Origin of the sequence: Streptomyces rhizoryzae (genome assembly GCF_023155275.1) — a bacterium.
In the GTDB taxonomy this organism is placed as follows: domain Bacteria; phylum Actinomycetota; class Actinomycetes; order Streptomycetales; family Streptomycetaceae; genus Streptomyces; species Streptomyces rhizoryzae.
This window is the reverse complement of sequence record NZ_JALMUV010000001.1, coordinates 277,102-294,272: the sequence shown is the minus strand read 5'-3', so window position 1 is coordinate 294,272 and position 17,171 is coordinate 277,102. Positions and strand designations below refer to the sequence as shown.

The 17,171-nt window shown below is 73.8% G+C and carries 18 protein-coding genes; 13 read left to right on the top strand and 5 right to left on the bottom strand.

What is annotated here, in order from left to right; translation table 11 throughout:
* The 6 genes from MUU72_RS01395 to MUU72_RS01370 all read left to right on the top strand — a co-directional run bounded on the left by MUU72_RS01395 (position 1) and on the right by MUU72_RS01370 (position 5,156).
* Entirely contained in the window at positions 1–1,320 is a 1,320-nt protein-coding gene (locus MUU72_RS01395; protein ID WP_248011200.1) for a sensor histidine kinase, read from the top strand.
* The gene (locus MUU72_RS01390; protein ID WP_248011199.1) at positions 1,317–1,979 is read left to right on the top strand and encodes a response regulator; all 663 of its coding nucleotides are present in this window, start codon (positions 1,317–1,319) and stop codon (positions 1,977–1,979) included. Before MUU72_RS01395 ends, MUU72_RS01390 begins: the two co-directional genes overlap by 4 nt.
* A gap of 104 nt (positions 1,980–2,083) precedes the next feature.
* A complete protein-coding gene (locus MUU72_RS01385; RefSeq protein ID WP_248011198.1) occupies positions 2,084–2,806 on the top strand; it encodes a hypothetical protein in 723 nt (240 codons plus the stop codon).
* 316 nt (positions 2,807–3,122) lie between these two features.
* Complete coding sequence (locus MUU72_RS01380; protein WP_248011197.1) at positions 3,123–3,389, top strand: Atu4866 domain-containing protein; 267 nt, start codon at positions 3,123–3,125, stop codon at positions 3,387–3,389.
* Positions 3,386–4,120 (top strand): SDR family oxidoreductase, encoded by a 735-nt coding sequence (locus MUU72_RS01375; protein ID WP_248011196.1) that lies wholly within the window; start codon positions 3,386–3,388, stop codon positions 4,118–4,120. Before MUU72_RS01380 ends, MUU72_RS01375 begins: the two co-directional genes overlap by 4 nt.
* A 289-nt stretch (positions 4,121–4,409) precedes the next feature.
* Positions 4,410–5,156, top strand: a complete 747-nt coding sequence (locus MUU72_RS01370; protein WP_248011289.1) for a class I SAM-dependent methyltransferase — start codon at positions 4,410–4,412, stop codon at positions 5,154–5,156.
* Between the two features lie 197 nt (positions 5,157–5,353).
* On the opposite strand, the gene MUU72_RS01365 is transcribed toward MUU72_RS01370, so the two are convergent.
* Positions 5,354–6,193 (bottom strand): helix-turn-helix transcriptional regulator, encoded by an 840-nt coding sequence (locus MUU72_RS01365; RefSeq protein WP_372502924.1) that lies wholly within the window; start codon positions 6,191–6,193, stop codon positions 5,354–5,356.
* A gap of 160 nt (positions 6,194–6,353) precedes the next feature.
* Here MUU72_RS01365 and MUU72_RS01360 point away from each other — a divergent pair, with 160 nt between their 5' ends.
* Both MUU72_RS01360 and MUU72_RS01355 read left to right on the top strand, forming a co-directional pair.
* A complete protein-coding gene (locus MUU72_RS01360) occupies positions 6,354–7,394 on the top strand; it encodes an aldo/keto reductase (protein ID WP_248011194.1) in 1,041 nt (346 codons plus the stop codon).
* Positions 7,395–7,406: 12 nt separating this feature from the next.
* Entirely contained in the window at positions 7,407–7,712 is a 306-nt protein-coding gene (locus MUU72_RS01355; protein WP_248011193.1) for a putative quinol monooxygenase, read from the top strand.
* 123 nt (positions 7,713–7,835) lie between these two features.
* Here MUU72_RS01355 and MUU72_RS01350 read toward each other — a convergent pair whose 3' ends face one another.
* Positions 7,836–8,645 carry a TSUP family transporter gene (locus MUU72_RS01350; protein ID WP_248011192.1) on the bottom strand — a complete coding sequence of 270 codons (810 nt, stop codon included), beginning with the start codon at positions 8,643–8,645 and terminating at the stop codon, positions 7,836–7,838.
* Between the two features lie 5 nt (positions 8,646–8,650).
* A complete protein-coding gene (locus MUU72_RS01345) occupies positions 8,651–9,712 on the bottom strand; it encodes a threonine aldolase family protein (RefSeq protein WP_248011191.1) in 1,062 nt (353 codons plus the stop codon).
* A gap of 372 nt (positions 9,713–10,084) precedes the next feature.
* Here MUU72_RS01345 and MUU72_RS01340 point away from each other — a divergent pair, with 372 nt between their 5' ends.
* From MUU72_RS01340 to MUU72_RS01325, 4 genes are all read left to right on the top strand, one after another.
* Positions 10,085–12,334 carry an FG-GAP repeat domain-containing protein gene (locus MUU72_RS01340; RefSeq protein ID WP_248011190.1) on the top strand — a complete coding sequence of 750 codons (2,250 nt, stop codon included), beginning with the start codon at positions 10,085–10,087 and terminating at the stop codon, positions 12,332–12,334.
* A gap of 151 nt (positions 12,335–12,485) precedes the next feature.
* Positions 12,486–13,286, top strand: coding sequence for a Pr6Pr family membrane protein (locus MUU72_RS01335; RefSeq protein ID WP_248011189.1), 801 nt, complete (start codon positions 12,486–12,488; stop codon positions 13,284–13,286).
* A gap of 215 nt (positions 13,287–13,501) precedes the next feature.
* Positions 13,502–14,011: a SigE family RNA polymerase sigma factor gene (locus MUU72_RS01330; RefSeq protein ID WP_248011188.1), complete on the top strand. Its 510-nt coding sequence runs from the start codon at positions 13,502–13,504 to the stop codon at positions 14,009–14,011.
* Between the two features lie 87 nt (positions 14,012–14,098).
* Positions 14,099–15,361 (top strand): hypothetical protein, encoded by a 1,263-nt coding sequence (locus MUU72_RS01325; protein WP_248011187.1) that lies wholly within the window; start codon positions 14,099–14,101, stop codon positions 15,359–15,361.
* A gap of 53 nt (positions 15,362–15,414) precedes the next feature.
* Here the strand turns inward: MUU72_RS01325 and MUU72_RS01320 are convergent, their stop codons facing one another.
* On the bottom strand, positions 15,415–15,864 hold the full coding sequence (locus MUU72_RS01320) for a thiol-disulfide oxidoreductase DCC family protein (protein WP_248011186.1): 450 nt from the start codon (positions 15,862–15,864) through the stop codon (positions 15,415–15,417).
* Between the two features lie 79 nt (positions 15,865–15,943).
* Positions 15,944–16,330, bottom strand: coding sequence for a DUF5997 family protein (locus MUU72_RS01315; protein ID WP_248011185.1), 387 nt, complete (start codon positions 16,328–16,330; stop codon positions 15,944–15,946).
* 70 nt (positions 16,331–16,400) lie between these two features.
* Between MUU72_RS01315 and MUU72_RS01310 the strand changes: the two genes are divergently transcribed.
* The gene (locus MUU72_RS01310; RefSeq protein WP_248011184.1) at positions 16,401–17,171 is read left to right on the top strand and encodes a LysR family substrate-binding domain-containing protein; all 771 of its coding nucleotides are present in this window, start codon (positions 16,401–16,403) and stop codon (positions 17,169–17,171) included.

The following is a 17,171-nucleotide window of genomic DNA, read 5'->3' as shown; positions in this document are numbered from 1 at the left end:
ATGAGTCGTCGGTCACCGGGCGCCGGCCGCGCCCTCCCCTTCGGCGGAACGCTCTTCGGCGGGCCGGTCTTCGGCGGGCCGGTCTTCGGCGGGCCGGCCGCGAGCCGCCTCGCCGCCCCGCTGCGGACCAGTGCCCTGCGCCGCTGGAACGCGGTCTGCTGGGTGCTGTTCGGCGCGCTGTTCGCCGGCCTGGCCACCACCGAGGCGCCGGGCCGGCGGACCTACGCGGCGCTGGCCCTGCTGGGCTGCGTGGTGCTGTGCTACGCGATCCTCGACCGCTTCCCCGGCAACCGCTTCCTCGGGCCCCACACCTACCTGTGGGTCCTGGTCATCGGGCTCGGCGCCGGCGCCTACGTCTGGAGCGGGTACGCGGCGCTGTTCATCGTCACGCTGCCGCACTTCTGGCTGTTCGGCCGGACGGTACGGGCCTCGCTGGGCTTCACCGGGCTCGTCACGGTGTCCACCCTGACCGGCAGCTGGCTCCGGAAGGGCTGGACCGCGGAGTTCCTCGGCTCCACGATGGTCTCCACCCTGATCGTGGTCGCGGCCAGCGTCCTGCTCGCCCTGTGGGTGCACTCCGTCATCGAGCAGAGCGCCGAACGCGCCCTGCTCATCGAGGAGTTGGAGCGGACCCAGCTGCGGCTCGCCGAGGCCCACCGGCGGCAGGGGGCCGCGGCGGAGCGCGAGCGCGTGGCGCGGGAGATCCACGACACCCTCGCGCAGGGCTTCGCCTCCGTCGTCGTCCTGGCCGAGGCCGCGCGGGCCGGACTGGCCACCGACCCCGCGCGCAGCGCCCAACAGCTGCGCTCGATCGAGGACACCGCCCGCGAGAACCTCGCCGAGGCCCGCGCCCTGGTGGGATCGGCGCAGCCCGGCCACCGGGTGGCCGAGGGGTCGCTGGCCCGGACGCTGCGGCGGACCCTGGACCGGTTCACCCAGGACACCGGCCTCCCGGTCACCGCCGAACTCGCCGACCCGGTCTGCGCGCAGTGGACCCGGATCGCGCTGCTGCGCTGCCTCCAGGAGTCGCTGGCCAACGTCCGCAAGCACGCGGCGGCCTCCCAGGTGACCGTGGTGCTGGCCCAGCAGCCCTACGGCGTGGAACTGGAAGTCACCGACGACGGGCGGGGGTTCGTGGTCGGCCGGGCACCGGGGTTCGGGCTCGACGGGATGCGCAAGCGCCTGGCCGAACTGGGCGGCCGGCTCACCGTCACCAGTTCGGTCGGCGACGGGACCCGGATCCTCGCCACGGTCCCCCTGCTGCCGGCCGAGCCCCCGGCGGACCGGCCGGCCGCCCCGCGCCACGAGGAGACGCCATGACCGCCGAACCGGCCCCGCCGGGGACCGGCCGCCCGATCCGGGTCCTGGTGGTCGACGACCACACGGTGATGCGCGCGGGCGTCCTGGCCCTGCTCGCACCCGACCCCGGCATCGAGATCGTCGGCGCGGCGGCCGACGGCCGCGCGGCGCTGGAACTCGTCGACCGCCACGCCCCGGACGTCGCCCTGGTCGATCTGCGCATGCCGGTGCTGGACGGGGTGGCGACCACCACCGAGATCACGGCCCGCCACCCGCGCACCCGGGTGCTGATCCTGACCACGTACGACACGGACGCCGACATCGAGCGCGGCGTCGAGGCCGGTGCGATCGGGTACCTCCTCAAGGACGCCACCGGCGAACAGCTCGCCGCCGCCATCCGGGCGGCGGCCCGCGGCGAAACGGTGCTCGCCCCCAGGGTGGCCGAACGGCTCGTCGCCAAGTTCCGGCAGCCCGCCCAGGTGCCGCTCACCGCCCGGGAGACCGAGGTGCTGAACGCGGTCGCCGACGGCCTGTCCAACGCGGAGATCGGCCGGCGGCTGGTCATCGCGGAAGCCACCGTGAAGACCCACCTGCTGCGGCTCTTCGCCAAACTCGACGTCAACGACCGCACCCGCGCCGTGGTGGTGGCCCTGGAACGCGGACTGCTGCGCCGGGGGTAGCGGGCGCCCCGAGCGCCCGGCCCGCACCGGCCGGCGGGTCGCCGCGGCCCGGCTGCGGCACTTGCCCCGGCCGGAGCGGGCGTGCGGTTGGCTACTGTTCCCGCATGGCAAAGGCACATGCGTACGGCGGCTACCGGACCGGCGGTCTGTGGATCGCGGCGGGGGCGTCGTTCGGGGGTGTGGTGGTGGGCTCGGGCCTCGCCCTGTTCGGCATGCTGGAATTCGACGAGCAGTGCGCGCAGGGGCTGATCCGGGGGCCGGGCCGCTTCCTGCACGCCCGGGACCGCGCGTTTCCGCCCGCCACCGTCTGCGAGTTCGAGCAGGGCGAGGTGGTGTCCCCCGGGGGCCAGGGCGTGCTGAGCGTGCTGCTGTGGGCCGGTCTGCTGGTCCTGGTCGGCTGCCTGCTGACGGCCCTGGTCGCGGAGTGCCTGGATCCGGATCCGCGCCGGGGCGGCGGTCTGGTGGTGCCGATGACCAGGGCGGAAAAGCTCCGCCGCACGGGGACGGCGTTCTTCGTGACCGGCTCCGCGTTCCTGCTGTGCTACGCGGCGGCTGCCTGGCGGCTGTTCGCGGGGCCGTCGTCGGCCTGCGCGGCGGGCGCGGACTGGGGAACCCAGGCACCCAGGACCCTGGAGTACGGCTTCCTCCCCCCACAGGCGACCTGTCAGTACACCAGCGGCCTGACCCGGCCGCTGAACCCGGACTGGCTGGCCGCGCTCGCCACCGAGTCGGCGGTCCCCGCCGCGCTGGCCGGCATCGGCTTCGCCCTTGCCTGGCGGCGCCGGCGCGCGGAGCGGCGGGCGAGCCCCGCAGGCACCGGGAGGTAGGCGTCCGCCCCGCGACCACCGTGCGGCCCTGGGCCGGGCCGGCGCGGCGGGGACGGCGGATCAACGGGATGCCGACCGCGGTTCGTGGGCTGCTGCCGTACGCCGTGTCGGTGCGCGAGGCGCCCCGCTCGGTGCTTGCCAGCGCCCGGGACCGGCTGAGCGTGCTGCTGCTCGGCCGGGTCGGGCTGCGCCGTGGCCAGGCGGCCAGCCTGGGGGCGGCGCACCCAGGCAGCACACGTCCTGGTCGGCGGTCTCCGTCCTGTCCAGACTCGGTCGGGCAGGACAGACCGGCACTCGTGGACGAAGGGAGTCCGTCATGACGGGGAACACGCAGGAGGGCCATGCCGACGTGGTCGGCATGTGGGTGACCGCGGACGGTCACATCCGCCAGGAGTTGCTGCCGGACGGCCGGTACGACGAGGCCCGCGGTGACCGGCGCAGCGCGTACACGGGCCGCTACACGGTGACCGGCAGCCACATCGACTACGTCGACGACTCCGGGTTCCACGCGACGGGCGACATCCGTGAGGGCGTGCTCCACCACGAGCACCTCGTGCTCTACCGAGAGGGAAAGCAGGCATGACAGACGCAGCCAAGGTCGTGGCAGTCACCGGAGCGAGCAGCGGGATCGGCGAGGCGACCGCCCGCCGACTTGCCACCGACGGCCACCGTTTGCTCCTCGGAGCGCGCCGCACCGCTCGTCTCGACGCGCTGACCAGGGAGATCACTACCGCAGGCGGCACCGCGGCGTTCCAGCGGCTGGACGTCACGGATGCCGACGATGTCCGGGCCTTCGTGTCCGCCGCCCGCGAGCGCTACGGCCGGGTGGACGTGGTGGTCAACAACGCCGGAGTGATGCCGCTTTCGCCGCTGGAAGCACTGAGGACCGACGAGTGGGACCGCATGATCGACGTCAATGTGCGGGGAGTCCTGCACGGTATCGCCGCCGCCCTGCCCGCGATGCGAGCTCAAGGCGGCGGACACTTCGTGAACGTCGCCTCCGTCGGCGCGTACGAGGTCTCTCCCACCGCCGCCGTCTACTGCGCCACCAAATTCGCCGTCCGCGCGATCTCCGAAGGACTGCGCCAGGAGTCCACCGGGAACATCCGGGTCACCCTCGTCTCCCCGGGCGTGACCGAGTCCGAACTCGCCGACAGCATCTCCGACCCTGCCGCCCGGGAGGCCATGAAGACCTACCGCGCCGTCGCACTGCCCGCCTCGGCCGTCGCGGAGGCCATTGCCTACGCCCTCTCCCAGCCTCCGCAGGTCGACGTCAACGAAATCGTCGTCCGTCCCGCCGCAAGCGCCCAATAACCCGCGGCAGCGCCCCGCACGTGTGGCAAACGCTCCTGTCGAACCCACCGGCGCTGAGCCGCACAGTGTGGTCTCCCCTCGCCTCGCACCACACGGCTGCCCCCAGCGAAGGCGGCGCCCGGTGTTGGGTGATACGAGAATCGCCCCGTCCACTTCTCGTAGCTTCTGCCCATTCGGTCGGTCGGGCCGTGCGGAGCACACTTTCAGCCACGACGGCGGTTCGGTGAACCTGCGGATCCGGTGGGTCGGTGTGGCCGCGTACTGGACGAAGAGCAAGAGGGGGCAGCCCATGGGCGTGCAGCAGCAGTATGACGGGATCGGCGAGGCGTTCGAGGGATTCAAGGCCCTGCCGATGATCCGCTACGGGGAGGTGCCGAGCGTCCTGGAGCTGGTCGGGGACGTGACCGGCAAGACGATCCTCGACCTGGCGTGCGGCACCGGCTTCTACAGCCGGGAGTTCAAGCGGCGCGGCGCCGCGGAGGTCCTGGGCGTCGACATCTCCGGCGAAATGATCTCCGTGGCCCAGGAGAGGGAGCGGCGGGAGCCGCTGGGCGTCCGCTACGAGGTCGGGGACGTGGCCGAACTTCGCCCGTTGGAACAGCGCTTCGACCTCGCACTGGCCGTGCAGTGCCTCAACTACGCCCGCACCAGGGCGGAGATGCAGCAGATGTGCGCCACCATCCACCGCAGCCTGGTGCCGGGCGGTGAGTTCTTCCTGCTCGGGCAGAAGCCCGACTACCGGTTCGACTGCCTGTCCCTGGAGAAGTACGGGTTCCGCTGCGAGCCGATGGGCGAGGAGATCGAGACGGGGCCGCGGGTGCAGGTCACGGCGCTCCTCGCACCGCAGCCGATCAGCATCGTCGGCGCGGTCCCGCGCCGCGAGGTCTACGAGGAGTGTCTGCGGACGGCCGGATTCAGTGCGGTGGAGTGGGTGCCGCTGAAGGTGTCAAAGGACGGGGTCCGGGAGTTCGGCGAGGAGTTCTGGGCGGACCTCCTCGCCCACCCGCCGCTGGAGCTGCTGCGCTGCCGCGCCTGAGCGGCCGGCAGCCGGCTCACCGCGCCGGGAACACCGGGCCGTGAGCGGCTGACAGGCGGCTGACGGTGAATGTGCCGGTCCCCGAGGGGGCCGGCACGCGCTGCTTCCTCCAGGGTGCACACGCTGCTTCCTCAACGGGGCACACGCTGCCTCCTCCCGGGCCCCCGTCCCGCCCTGGCCGAGGTGGGCCCGGGGGGTCAGCGCATCAGGAGACGGAGGGCTTCCTCGGACGGGGAGCCCTCCTCCGCCGTGTGCACGACCAGGGCCAGGTCGGGGTGGCCCGGCAGCCGCAGCGTCTCGTAGGACAATTCGAGTGCGCCGACCAGGGGGTGCCGGTAGCGGTGGCTGCCGTGTTCCGGGGCCTTGATGTCGTGCTCGGCCCAGATCCGGCGGAACTCGGGGCTGGCGGCCGACAGTTCCTCGATCAGGGACTGCGCGGGCGGGGGGCCGGGCGGGCGCGCGATGTCCAGGCGCAGGAAGGCCACCACGTCGCGGGCCCGCGCCCACCAGTCGGCGTACAGCTCGCGGATGCCGTCGTCGAGGAAGACCAGCCTGGCCATGTTGCGTTCGGGGGCGGGGAGTTGGCCGAAGTTGGTAAGGAACGCCGCGGCCAGGGGGTTCCAGGCCCGTACGTCGGTCCTGCGGTCGACCACGTAGGCGGGGGCGCCGGTGATCGCGGAGAGCAGGCGGTGGATGCCCGGAGGCAGCGGCGCGCGGTCCGCCGGTGCCCCGGCGGTGTCCGGGGCGGGGCGCGCCAGCCGGTGCAGGTGCTCCCGTTCCGCCGGGCCCAGGCGCAGGGCCGCGGCCACCGCGTCCAGAACCTCCACCGAGAACTGCAGACTGCGTCCCTGCTCCAGCCGGACGTAGTGATCGACGCTGACGCCGGCCAGTTGCGCCAGCTCCTCGCGGCGCAGGCCGGGGACCCGGCGCTGCCGCCCGTAGGAGGTCAGTCCGAACTCCTCGGGGCGGAGCCGGGCGCGGCGCGATCGGAGGAACTCACCCAGTTCGGCACGTCGGTCGAAGCTCACGGGCCCCATCTTAGGGAGGCGGCTGCCTGGTCCCGGCCTGCCTGGTCTTGGCGTGCCTGGTCTCGGCCTGCCTGGGCAGCGCCCGGCACTGCCTGGCCCGGCGCGGATCGCCGAGGGTGGAATCCGCCGGAACGGATCCGGCTTTCCGACGCACAGGAGCGCTTCACTCATGACTGTCACGCTTGGCCGCACCGGCATGGAGATCACCCGACTGGGCTTCGGTTCGTGGGCCGTCTCGGGCTCGGGGTGGACCTTCAGCTGGGGAGCCACCGACGATGCCGAGTCGGTCGCGGCGATCCGCCACGCGCTCGACGCGGGCGTCAACTGGATCGACACGGCCGCGGTGTACGGCCTGGGCCACTCGGAGGAACTGGTCGGCAAGGCCATCGCCGGCCTGCCGGAGGCCGACCGCCCGTACCTCTTCACCAAGGCCGGCCTGGTCTGGGACCCGTCCGATCCGTCGGCCGCGCCGCGTCGCATCATGAAGCCCGCCAGTGTCCGCCGCGAGGTCGAGGACTCCCTGCGGCGGCTGGGCGTGGACCGCATCGACCTGTACCAGGTGCACTACCCCGACACCGGCGAATCGCTGGAGTACGCCGGCGGCGGCTTCGGTGCCGTGTCGCCCAACGCCACGCCGCTGGAGGAATACTGGCAGGTCATGGCCGACCTGAAGGCCGAGGGGAAGGTCCGGGCGATCGGTCTGTCCAACCACACGCCCGACCTGCTGGAGGCCGCCGAGCGGATCGCCCATGTCGACGTCATCCAGCCGCCGTTCTCGGCGATCAACCGGTCGTCCGCCGACGAGATCGCCTGGGCGCGCGCCCACGGGACCGGCGTGATCGTCTACTCGCCCCTGCAATCCGGCCTGCTCACCGGGGCGTTCTCCGCCGAGCGGGTGGCCGGTCTGCCCGCCGATGACTGGCGGACCGCCCACCACGACTTCACCACGGGCCTGACCGCCAACCTCCGGCTCGCCGAGGCACTGCGGCCGATCGCCGCACGCCACGGGCGCACCGTGGCCGAGGTGGCCCTCGCCTGGGTGCTCGCCTGGCCCGGCATCACCGGGGCCATCGTGGGTGCGCGCAAGGCCGCTCAGGTGGACGGCTGGATCGGCGCGGCGACGCTCGAACTGACCCCTGCCGACATCGAGGAGATCGCCACCGCGATCACGGCCACCGGCGCGGGCAGCGGCCCCGCCCGCCACGCCTGACGGGGCCGGGCCGTGTCCCTCTTCGTGGTCGCCGAGTTCCTCGCCGTACCGGGCCGGCACGACCGGCTCCGCACGGCGCTGGAAGCGCTGATCGAGCCCACGCTGGACGAACCGGGCTGTCTCGCGTACCGGATCTACACCGACCCCAACGACCCCGCCCGCATGGTGGCCGTGGAGCGGTGGGAGGACCGGCAGGCCCTCGACGCCCACCTCGCCACGCCCCACCTGCGGCACGCCCGGCGGGTCCTGGACCGGATCCTGGCCCGGCCGCTGACCCTTCGGACCCTGGTCGAGGTGGGGCGGGAGTCCGCTCCGTAGGGCGTCGCCGTCGCTGCCTCCGGGGTCGTGGGGAGGGCCGCAGGGCCCCGGGCCCGCGGGGCGGCGCGTGCGCGCCACCCCGCGGGCGGGGGCACGGGGCGGAGGAGTCCGCCGCACCGCGGGCTACGCGAGCGACAGCTTCCAGGTCACGCTGATCACCAGGCCCGAGACGACCACCAGGAAGACCTTGCGGACGAAGGCGGACCCGCGCTTCATGGCCAGCGAGGCACCGAGGATGCCGCCCACCAGGTTGCACACGGCCATGGCCGCACCGAGGCCCCACAGCACCTTGCCGGCGGGGATGAAGAAGACCAGCGCCCCGAGGTTGGCGGCGATGTTGACGACCTTGGCCACGGCGGACGCGCGCAGGAACGCGTAGCCGATGACCCCGACGAGGAGGAACACCAGGAAGGAGCCGGTGCCGGGCGGGCCGAGGCCGTCCCAGAAGCCGATGGCCGCGCCGCCCACCGCCATGGCGATCAGTTCACCGCGGTGGCCGAAGCGCCGGTCCTCCGCCACCCCGAACTCCGGTTTGCGCCAGGTGTACAGGCCCACGATCACCAGGGCGCACAGCACCACGGTGTTCAGGACCGACTTGGGCAGGGCGGAGGCGACCGCCGCCCCGGCGACCGAGGCCGGGAAGGTCGTGGCGGCCATCTGCCCCACGGCCTTCCAGTCGAGCGGTGTCCTGCGGGCGAAGGTGACCGCCGCGGCGGAGGTCCCCACCAGGCCCACCATCTTGCTGGTGGCCAGCGAGTACACCACCGCGCCACCGGGGTTGACCAGGAGCATGGCGGGGAGCTGGAGCAGTCCGCCGCCCCCCACGATGGCGTCGATCGCGCCCGCGAGGAAGGCCGTCACGCACAGGAACGCGAGGGCGGCCAGGGCGATGTGGCCGAATCCCGGCCAGTCGAGCGGCGTCCACAGGTCCACGTGCGTCAGCGCTCCACGGCCAGGGCGGGCTGCCGGTCGGCGACCTGGTGCAGGCGCCGCACGGCGTCGCGCACGACGGCTTCGTCCACGCCGAGGCGGGCGACGATCCGCACCTGGGTGTCGGTCCACCGGGCGACCTTGACGCCGGCGTCGGCGGCGGCGGAGACGAACTCGGCGGAGCTGAGCCCGGTGCCGGAGACATCCGCGATGACCATGTTGGTCTCCGGCTCCGGGGCGCTGAACGCCGGGTTCTCGACGAGGAGTTCCCGCAGCAGCCGGGCGTGTGCGTGGTCCTCGGCGAGCCGGTCGATGTGGTGCTCCAGGGCGTACAGCGCGGCGGCCGCCATGAAGCCGGACTGGTGCAGGCCGCCGCCGTACCACAGGCGGTAGACGGCGGCCCGTTCGATCAGTTCGGCCGGACCGGCCAGCACGCTGCCGAAGGGCGCGCCGAGGGCCTTGGCGAAGGAGACCGCGACGGTGTCGACGGTGGCGGCGTACTCGGCGAGCGAGGCGCCGGTGGCGACGCTCGCGTTGGGCAGCCGGGCGCCGTCCATGTGCGTCGGCAGGCCCTTGGCGAGCGAGGCCGCGCGCAGGTCGGCCAGGTCCGACAGCCCGATCGCCCGGCCGCCGTAGTAGTTGACGGTGTTCTCGACCCACACCAGGGACGGTGCGGAGGTGAGCCGGGCCCGCCGCTTGCGGTCCACGGCCGCGTCCAGGTGCGCGGGGGTGAGGATGCCGTCCGGGGTGTCGACCGGGTTGAGGACCACGCCGCTCAGGTCGGCGGTGGCCGCGCTCTCGAAGAAGTTGATGTGGTACTTCGCGTCGGTGATGATTTCGCTGCCGCGGTCGGTGTGCACGCGGATGGCCAGCTGGTTGCTCAGGGTGCCGCTCGCGGTGAAGAGCGCAGCTTCCTTGCCGAGGAGCTCGGCGCACCGCTGCTCCAGGCGCTGGGTGGTGGGGTCTCCGCCATACAGGTCGTCCCCCACTTCGGCGTCCGCCATGAAGCGGCGCATCTGCGGAGTGATGGTGCTCAACGTGTCGCTGCGCAGGTCGATCGGTGCCGGCATGGGTGTTTCCCCTCGTCGGTCGGTCGGGACGCGTGCGGATGCGCTCGCGTCGTCGGCGAGGACGCTAGCGATCAACGCGCAGAATGGAAAGAGCCTTTCGAATGGTGGACTCCTGTGGCCGGCGGGGCAGTTGGGGCGGAGAGGCGGTGTCCCCGCGAGGAGGAGTTGGGCGGCAGTGGGGGAGAGGGGCTGTACCTGGCGCTGCCCGGGGGCTCGGGGGCGGTGCGGCGGGCGGTCATCGGGCGCTTTTGGGCGCCTCCCCTTCTCCATGAGAAACACGAGTAACTCGTACAACCCCCGTCCCTATTCGCAAGTCTGATCGAGTTGTACGCGCTGGCCTGCGTACCGTTCGACTCATCAGGAGGGCCTTTCTTGGCTTCAGCACATACCACCCGACGTCGCCTCGGCGCCGCCGTCGCCACCGTTCTGGCCGTCACGGTCGGAGCCGGCGTCCTGGCCGCGCCCGGTGCCGTGGCGGCCCCGGCCTCCGTGGTCGCGGCCGCCGCCGCGCCGGCTGACGCTCCCGCCGCCCCGGCGACGCTGCCGGTCGGCGCCGACATCGTCAGCAGCGGCGAGACCGGCTACCTCACGACCCGGAAGGACGAGGCCGGCCACCCGGTTCTGGAGTGGCGCACGTACGCCGACGGCTCGGTGACACCGATCACCGACGGCACCGTGGGCTACGAAAGCGACACCGACACCGTCGTGACCGGCGACGGCGGCACCACGTTCTACCTGCGGGACATGACGGACGGCGCCGCGCCGACCGTGTCGTTCGACCTCGCGGCCGAATTCAAGCCCGGGGCCAAGCTCGTCGGCGTCGTCGGCGGCAACCTCTTCGTGAGCGTGCCCACCACCGCGGACTACCACGAACTGTGGCAGCTCTCCCAGGTGGACGGCGCCACCAAGAAGACGCAGCTCTCGGGCAGCAACTACAGCCTCGACTACAAGGTCGTCGCCTCCAACGGCTTCTCCCTGCTCATCCTGGGCAAGTCCCGGGAGATCTCGGGGCCGACCTTCCAGACGGTGTACTGGAAGGCGGCCACCAGTGTCACCAAGGGCGCGGTCATCGACATGGCCGGCCGGCAGATGATCGGCCCCTGGACCGCGAACTCGACGGCTTCCTACCCCGGCGACTACACGGCGTGGACCGAGTACGGGTACTCGGGCAGGGAACCCCAGATCGTGGTGTCCAAGCCGGGCCTCACCAAGAGGTTCCCCCTGGACAGTTCCCTGAGCGGCGCCGTCATCGCCGGCATCACCGATGACACGCTGCTCTACGGGGTCCCGGGGAGCGCCGGCGGCGAGACGCTGAGCCCGCTGTACGCGCGGAGCATCACCAAGGCGGACGCCGAGCCGTACAAGCTTCTGGAGCACTTCTCCAGCGTGGCCCACGCACCCGACAGCAGCCTGCGCGTGCGCGGCGCCACGGCCGACGCCGACGGGCTGTTCAGCATCGCCCCCTCGGGCCTCGACCAGCCGCGCGTGGCCCTGGTGGCGGGCACGGGCCGGTCGCTGGCCGTCAAGGTGGCGGACTCCAAGGTCCCCACCGCGGTGAACCTGGAGACGCCCGGCACCACGGTGCCGATGGAGTGGACCCTGTCGCGCCCGAACGCGACCGTGGACCTTACGCTCACCCACACGGCCACCGGCAAGACGCTCACCCAGCGCCTGCCCCAGCCGGTCAACGACAGCCGCTTCCGCTTCGTCTGGGACGGCCTCCTGGACGGCATCAGCGCGCCCAATGGCGCGTACACCTGGCAGATCACCGCCACCCCGGCCGACGGGATCGGCGGCCCGGCGACCGGCTCGGGGAGCTTCCAGGTCACCCGCGAGGCCAACCCGCACGACTTCAACGACAACGGCTCGACGGACGTCCTGGCCCGGGACGCCTCCGGTGTGCTGTGGCGGGACGACCTCTTCGACTGGCCGTCGGGCGGCCAGGTCGCCACCGCCAAGCGGACGAGGATCGGCGCGGGTTGGCAGATCTACAACCAGGTCACCGCGGTCGGCAACGTCGCCGGGGCCCCGACGGGCGACCTGGTCGCCCGGGACGGCTCCGGCGTGCTCTGGCTGTACCTGGGCAAGGGCGACGGCACCTTCGCGCCGCGCCTCCAGGTCGGCGGCGGCTGGCAGATCTACAACACGATCACCGCAGGCAGCGACCTCACCGGTGACGGACGCCCCGACCTGCTCGCCACCGACACCTCCGGCGTCCTGTGGCTCTACAAGGGCACCGGCAGCTGGTCCGCGCCCTTCGCCCCGCGCGTCAAGGTCGGCGGCGGCTGGCAGATCTACCACCAGATCACCGCCGTCGGGAACCTCGCGGGCAGCGCGGCGGGTGACCTCGTCGCCCGCGACACCTCCGGCGTCCTCTGGCTCTACCAGGGCAACGGCGCGGGCGGCTTCAGCCCCCGCGTCAAGATCGGCGCCGGCTGGAACGCCTTCTCCCACCTCGTCGGTGCCGGTGACGTCACCGCCGACGGCCGCCCCGACCTGATCGCCTACGGCGCGAGCGGCACGTACGTCTACCGCTCGACCGGCTCGGCGACGGCCCCGTTCAGCCGGCAGACGACGACCCTGTACGCGGGGGAGGGCACCACCTTCAACAGCGTCGTCTGAGCAGGTCCGGGCGTTCATGCTGTTCACCGGGTGGGCACGGCCGCGGCCGCGCCCACCCGGGCACCACCCCCGCTCGCCCCCGCGCGCCCCGGTCCCGGCGTGATCGGGAGCCCGCGAAGTCCGCCCGGCCACCGGGCCGTACGGTGTACCAATGCTCGATCCCACACCCCCCGCCGCCACCCCGGCCGCCGCCGGGTCCGCCGAGCCCGCGGCCCGGCCCGGTACGCCCGGAGCGGCGCCCGCGCTCGCCCCTTCCGCCGGCCACCGCCGCCCCGTCGCGGCGGCCTTCCGCACCCTCGCGGCGCTGACCGGGGCGACCGGTATCGTCCTGGACACCATCGCCTCGCACGACCTGGGCCGGCTCTTCAGCTACTTCACCATCCAGTCCAACATCGTGCTGGCCGTCGTCTTCGCCTGGTCCGCCCACCGCGCCTGGACCGGCCGCCCCGCGCTCTCCCCGCGGACCACCGGCGCGGCGCTGCTCTACATCTGCATCACGGGCCTGGTCTTCCACTTCGTGCTGTCGAACGACTCCAGCGGCTTCGCCATGACCAGCCACCGCACCCCCCTCGAATCCGCCGCCAGCCAGCTGCTGCACACCGCGACGCCGCTCGCCGCCGTCCTCGACTGGCTGCTCCTCACCGGCCCCGGCGCGTTCCTGTTCCGCTACGCCTGGCAGTGGCTCACCTACCCCCTCCTCTACCTCCCGTTCGCCCTCGTCCGCGGCGCCCTCCTCGACCCCGGAACCGACGGCCGCTACCCCTACCCCTTCCTCGACGTGGACCTCCACGGCTACGACGGCATCGCCACCAACGCCGTCGTCTTCGCCCTGGCCTTCTACGCGTTGGCCCTGGCCCTCGTCCTCCTCGACCGCCTGCGCCCCCGCCTCCGCGGCCGCGACCGCACGCCGACCACGGCCCCGGCCCTGCCGGCCGAGCGCCCGGCGGACTGACCGACCGCCGCCACCCACCGCGTCCGGGCCGCTCCCGGATCGCGCTCGGGCCGTCCGCCGGTCGTCCGCGGCCATCTCCCCGCCGCCCCGCCGGGTTTCACGTGAAACATTTCCGCCCGCCCACCGCGTCGAAGAAGTGCGGAACGCGGCGCATCGCGCGCAGGCACGCCCGGGTCCGCACCACGGGACATCGGGCACCGGGGCAGGAGGAGCAGATGGGACAGGGCCGCGCGGCGGAGTGCGTGGAGTTCGCGGTGGCGCGGGCCGGACACCTGTATCGGTCCGCGTGCCTGCTCACCGCGGGCGATACGCATCTCGCGGAAGACCTGGTGCAGGAGACGCTCGGGCGGCTGTACGTCCACTGGGGACGGGTCAGCCGCGCCGGGAACCCCGCTGCGTACGCGCAGACCGTCCTCACCCGGATCTTCCTCACCCACCAGCGGCGCCGCAGCAGCACCGAGCGCGCCACGGACGTCCTGCCCGACCGGCCCGATCCGGCGGGCGGGGACCCGGCCTTGCGGCTCGTCCTCATGGACGCGCTCGGGCAACTGCCCGCCAAGGACCGGGCGGTGATCGTCCTGCGCTACTGGGAGGACCGGTCCATCGCGGACACCGCCGAGGTGCTCGGCGCCTCCTCGGCGGCCGTGCGCACCCGCTGCGTGCGCGCCCTGGGGCGGCTCCGGGAACTCCTCGGCGAGGACCTCGGCGCCTGCCCCCACCCCTGACACCGCGCAGCCCCCGCGTCCTCGCTTCCCTCCCCACGCCTCCCCCTCCCCTCAACCCTCTCGACCTCGCGGAAACGGTGGTTCGTCATGCACGTTGAGCAGCCCCACGACCCCTTCGAGGACCGGCTCTCCGACGCCCTGCACCAGGTCGGCGGCACCTTCGCCGCCGACCGGGCCGCGCTCGCCGACGCCGGTGCGGCCCGCGGACGGCGGCTGCGGCTGCGGCGCCGGGCCGCCCTCGCCGCGGGCGCGGCCGGCGTCCTGTGCGCCGGTGCGGGCGGCGCGTGGCTGGTGTCCGCGGACGGTTCCCCGACCGCCTCGCGGGCCGCCGCGGTGGCCGCCGGCCCGCACGCGGCCACGCCGTCCGGTGGGGTGACCAAGGAGGAACTGATCCGGACGCTCGAAAAACTGCTGCCCCGGGGCACGTTCAGCAGCGAAGAGGGGCGCGGCACGGACCAGGACGGGCCGACGCTGCCGTACGCCTCCGTCGTCTACGACGACGGCAAGGGCCCCGCGGCCCTCTCCGTCTCCCTGGGCATCGCCGAGCCGGGCCGTGGCCAGGACACCCCGGAGCGGACCCGGTGCCCCGACCGCGCCTACGTCACCTACGACGCCTGCGCCGCGGAACGGCTGGCCGACGGATCAATCCTGCGGGTCTTCCAGGGCTACGAGTACCCCGACCGGCGGGCCGACACGAAGAGGTGGACCGCGGACCTGGTCACACCGGCCGGGCAGAGCATCTCCGTGCAGGAGTGGAACGCCGCAGCGGAGAAGGGCGCCCCCGACAGCCGCACCGAACCGCCGCTGTCCCCGGCGCAGTTGAAGACCCTGGTGACGGCGCCGGAATGGCGCCGGCTCGCCGAGGCCCTCCCGGCCGGCCTGCGGAAGCGCGCCGAGCGGCCCGCTCCCCTCAAGGACGGCGCGGGCGCCCGGCTCGCCGCCACCCTCACCGGCCTGCTGCCCAAGGGCCTCACGGTGGTCGGGAAGAGCGACGACGTCCGCGACCCGGAATTCACCTACGTCGTCGTCGACGACGGGAAGGGCCGCAGCCTCGTCCAGATCAACGTCCAGCCCGACATGCGGGACGCCGCCGGCGACCTCTTCCGCTCCGGCACCGAGACCCTCGCCGACGGCACCCGGATCGCCGTCCACCAGGGCCCGGGCGAGAAGGGCGGCGACGGCGTGGTGAGGTGGACCGTCGACACCATGCGCGCCGACGGCAAGCGGGTGGTCATCAGCGCCTTCAACGCCCCCACCCAGTCCGGCGCCGCCACCCGCCCCACCCCCGCCCTGACCCTCCGGCAGCTCCGGACCATCGCCCTCGCCCCGTCCTGGTGGCCGACCCCCTGACCACCCCCGCACCCCGGCACGGAACGGCGCCCCACAGCCGGGCCCCGGAGCCGTTACTGCCCCCGCCCCCTCCCCGGACGCTCCGCGGGCGGCAGGGCGCAGGCCGCGGTGCCGCCCGGGAGGCGGTGGCGGTGGGTGGCGATCAGGCGGTAGAGGACGTGGGCGAGGGGGCGTACCGGGGGGAGGGTGAGGACGGCGCCCGCGACGGGCCAGGGGCCGCGGGCGCTCAGCAGCAGGGCGGCGGCGGCCCGGGCGCCGCCGTGCACCGTCCCCGGCGGGGTGATCCACAGCACTTCGTGCTCGGCGCGGCGCCGGGTGACGCCGAGCGCGGCCAGGTCGGCGGACTGCCAGGCGGTGATCCGGCAGCGGGGCCGGACGTACCGCTCGGCGGCCCGCACACAGGCGGTGCAGAAGGCGCAGTCGCCGTCGTAGACGAGGGTGGGGAGCGCGGGGCGGGCGGGGGCGGCGCCGGAGGCGCGCCGGGCAGGCGGCGGTGGGGTCATACGTCCATGCTGCGCCGCCCCGGCCCGGTGCGGAACCGCCCCGGCCGCCCCGCCGCCCGGGCCGGCTGTGCCGGAGGCGTTAGGCGGCGCCGTCGGTGCGCTTCTTCTCCTTCAGGCGGGCGGTCTCCTTGCGGACCTCGGCCTGGGTGGCGCGCTCCTTCCGGAGCCACTCGGGGTTCTCGGTCTTCAGGGCGTCGATCTGCTCGGTGGTGAGGGCCTCGGTGACCCCGCCGCGGGCGAGACCGGAGATGGAGACGCCCAGCTTCGCCGCGACCACCGGACGCGGGTGCGGGCCGTTGCGCCGCAGCTCGCGCAGCCACTCGGGGGGATCCGCCTGGAGCGCGTTCAGCTCGGCGCGGGAGACCACGCCCTCCTGGAACGCGGCGGGGGTGGCCTGGAGGTACACACCCAGCTTCTTCGCCGCGGTGGCGGGCTTCATCGTCTGGGCGGTCTGGTGCGACTTCATGGTCCCAGGGTATCGAGCGTCCGCGCGGCCGCTGACCACGGCCTCCGGCCCCGGCGGGTAGCCTGGCGGGGTGACAGGCTCGGACGTATCCCCTTCGTTCCGGCTCGCGTATGTACCGGGAGTGACACCCGCCAAGTGGGTGCGGATCTGGAACGAGCGCCTGCCGGACGTACCCCTCACCCTCCTCCAGGTCACGGCCGCCGACGCGGCCGACGAGCTGCGGGGCGGCGGTGCCGACGCGGGGCTGCTGCGGCTGCCCGCCGACCGGACGGACCTCAGCGCCATCCCGCTCTACACCGAGACGACGGTGGTCGTGGCGCCCAAGGACCACCTGGTGGCCGCGTTCGACGAGGTGAGCGCCGAGGACCTCGCCGACGAGATCGTGCTGCACCCACTCGACGACACCCTGGACTGGGCGCGGCCGCCGGGACGGCCCGCGCTCGACCGGCCGGCCACGACGGCGGACGCGATCGAGCTGGTGGCCGCCGGGATCGGGCTGCTGATCGTGCCGCAGTCGCTGGCCCGGCTGTACCACCGCCGGGACCTCACCTACCGCCCGGTCACCGGCACGCCCCAGTCCCGGGTGGCGCTGTCGTGGCGCGAGGACCGGACCACCGACCTGGTGGACGACTTCATCGGCATCGTCCGCGGCCGGACGGTGAACAGCACCCGGGGCCGCCGCCCCGCCGCCGGGGCCCCGGAGAAGCCGAAGGCGAAGGGCAAGGCGGCGGAGAAGCCCAGGGAGAAGGGGCAGGCGGCGGCCGGGCGGGCAGCGCGGCGGACGGCCGGCGGGGCCAGGGGCGGCGCGGCCCGGCGCGGGCGGCCGCGCCGGCGGTCGTAG